Genomic DNA, 3015 nt, shown 5'->3' on the forward strand with positions numbered 1-3015 from the left:
AGCCAGCTCCCACATTTGATTCCGGGCGGACTCAAAAACCCAAGGCAAAAAAAATCCCCGAACCAGTCGGGGATTTTTTATGTGCGATCAATCAGCCCAAGAGCGGATCAATCTTCGCGGTAGCGACGCAGCTTCAACTGCTTGCCGGCAACGCGGGTGTCTTTCAGCTTGGCCAGCAGTTTTTCCAGGCCATCTTCCGGCAGCTCCACCAGGGAGAAGCTGTCACGAACCTGGATGCGACCGATGGCTTCACGCGCCAGGCCACCCTCGTTGAGGATAGCGCCCAGCAGGTTCTTGGCAGCGATACCATCACGCGCACCCAGCGCGGTACGGCAACGAGCACGACCTTCAGCCAATGGAACCGGAGCGCGACGCTCACGATCACCACGGTCTGGACGGTCGCCGGAACGCTCTGGGCGATCACCGCGTGGTGCGCTGTTCGGAACCAGTGGACGTTCTTTCTCGATGGCTGCCAGAGTCAATGCTTGACCGTTGGTGGCTTTACGCAGCAGGGCTGCAGCCAGGGCACGCGGGGTGCAACCGATATCGGCGGTCAGGCGGTCCAGCAGGTCGCCGTGGGTCGATTCAGCGTCAGCCACCAGCGGCGACAGGCTGTTGGTCAGTTTCTTGATGCGCGCATCCAGAACAGCCTGGGCATCCGGCAGGCGGACTTCGGCAACTTTCTGACCGGTGACACGCTCGATCACTTGCAGCATGCGGCGCTCACGTGGAGTCACCAGCAGCAGTGCACGACCTTCGCGACCGGCACGGCCGGTACGGCCGATACGGTGAACGTAGGACTCTGGGTCGTACGGCATGTCAACGTTGAACACGTGGGTGATACGTGGAACGTCGAGACCACGAGCGGCAACGTCGGTCGCTACAACGATGTCCAGACGACCATCCTTGAGGGAGTCGATCACGCGCTCACGTTGGTTCTGGGCGATGTCACCGTTCAGCGCAGCGGCTTTGTAGCCTTTGGCTTCCAGGGCACTGGCCAGGTCCAGGGTCGCTTGCTTGGTGCGTACGAACATGATCAGGGCGTCGAAGTCTTCGACTTCCAGCAGGCTCAATACAGCCGAGGTCTTCTGGTCAGCGTGAACCAACAGGTGAGCCTGTTCGATCGCGGTAACGGTCTGAGTCTTGGTCTGGATCTTCACGTGCTCTGGGTCACGCAGGTGACGCTCGGCAATGGCACGGATCGACTGTGGCAAGGTGGCCGAAAACAGCACGGTCTGACGGGTCGGTGGCAGCGCCTTGAAGATGACTTCCAGGTCATCCATGAAGCCCAGCTTCAACATTTCGTCAGCTTCGTCGAGAACCAAGTGGTTCACGGTCGACAGGACTTTTTCGTCACGACGCAGGTGGTCGCACAGACGGCCCGGGGTGGCGACAACGATCTGTGCGCCATTACGGATTGCTTTGAGTTGTGGGCCCATAGGCGCGCCGCCGTAAACGGCCACAACGGTTACACCCGGCATTTGCTTGGCGTAGGTTTCGAAAGCGGTTGCTACTTGCAGCGCCAACTCACGGGTTGGCGCCAGGATCAGGGCTTGCGGTTCGCGCTTGGCAGGATCGATGCACTGCAGGATAGGCAGGGCGAACGCGGCGGTTTTACCGGTACCGGTTTGCGCCTGGCCAATCATGTCTTTGCCGGCCATGATGATCGGGATCGATTGCTGCTGAATCGCCGAAGGCTCTTCGTAGCCGGTCGCTGCGACGGCTGCAAGAATATTCGGGTTAAGATTAAAAGCGGCGAAGCCGCCGGTTTCCTGGGTCATGGGTCTGCCTCTAAGTGCATCCGCAAAGACCCATGCTCCAAAGCTGCGCATGCCGTGTTGAGACTCAAGAGTCGCCCTGGCTGCTTTGTCGGCGGGGATTTGCGAAAACGAATGAATGAAAAAGATTCGTCAAGGGAGAGTCCGCTGTGCGGACGTGCAGCCGAAGCTGACTTCGGGGAATTGCGCTACCTAAACGCGGCCCGGTTAAAGGCCGGCGCGCACTATACCGGAAATACCTGAAAAAGGGAGCTTTTTTTATCGAAAAGTACCGACAAACCGCGCTGTATCGCAGCCTTTGCAGATAAGAGCGCCAGGGTCTATTTTTCAAAGGCCCGGCCCTGTTGGTTAAAACGCTTAAACGGTTCACCTGTCGATTGAGACCCTTTGGTCTGAAACCCTTCCCATGCCCGAGGGCACACCCGATGAATCAAGCCAGCAGCAGCCGCGTCAGCCGTGCACTCCAGGGCCATGTTCTGTTACTGGGCCTGGACCGGGTAGCCAAACGCAATGCCTTTGACCTGGATCTGCTCAACGAGCTGAGCCTGGCCTATGGCGAATTTGATCGAAATGACGATGCGCGGGTGGCCGTGGTATTTGCCCATGGCGAGCACTTTACCGCCGGGCTGGACCTGGCCAATGTCAGCGCCGTGATGACGGGTGGCTGGCAACCACCTCTGGGAGGCTGCGATCCCTGGGGCGTATTCGCAGGCCCCCGTGTGAACAAGCCGGTGATCGTCGCCGCCCAGGGTTACTGCCTGACCATCGGGATCGAGCTGATGCTTGCTGCGGATATCAGCCTCTGTGCAAGCAACACGCGCTTTGCGCAGATGGAAGTGCAACGCGGGATCTTCCCGTTTGGCGGCGCGACACTGCGTTTTCACCAGATCGCCGGCTGGGGCAACGCGATGCGCTGGCTGCTCACCGGCGATGAGTTCGACGCCCATGAAGCCCTGCGCCTGGGACTGGTTCAGGAAGTGATGGCCAGCGAAGACCTGCTGCCCCGCGCTATCGAGCTGGCCAACCGTATCGCACGCCAGGCGCCGCTCGGTGTGCAGGCGACGTTAATGTCGGCGCGTCAGGCGCGCATGGAAGGCGAAGCTGTCGCGGCAGCGGGGTTACAGCCGTTGGTGGAGAAATTGCTGAACAGTGAAGATGCCAAAGAGGGGGTTCGGGCGATGATTGAGAAGCGGCCTGGGGTCTTCAAGGGAATCTGAGCTGCCAGAACCGGCCTCTT

Annotated in this window: 2 protein-coding genes; one reads left to right on the plus strand and one right to left on the minus strand. The window is 59.8% G+C overall.

Annotation, left to right across the window (positions count from 1 at the left end):
• Positions 1-107 precede the first annotated feature (107 nt).
• Positions 108-1781, minus strand: a complete 1674-nt coding sequence (locus tag ACRESD_RS06720) for a DEAD/DEAH box helicase (RefSeq protein WP_016972326.1) — start codon at positions 1779-1781, stop codon at positions 108-110.
• Between the two features lie 422 nt (positions 1782-2203).
• Between ACRESD_RS06720 and ACRESD_RS06725 the strand changes: the two genes are divergently transcribed.
• A complete protein-coding gene (locus ACRESD_RS06725; protein ID WP_431750215.1) occupies positions 2204-2995 on the plus strand; it encodes a crotonase/enoyl-CoA hydratase family protein in 792 nt (263 codons plus the stop codon).
• Positions 2996-3015 lie beyond the last annotated feature (20 nt).

Origin of the sequence: Pseudomonas sp. (genome assembly GCF_050739995.1) — a bacterium.
GTDB lineage: Bacteria > Pseudomonadota > Gammaproteobacteria > Pseudomonadales > Pseudomonadaceae > Aquipseudomonas.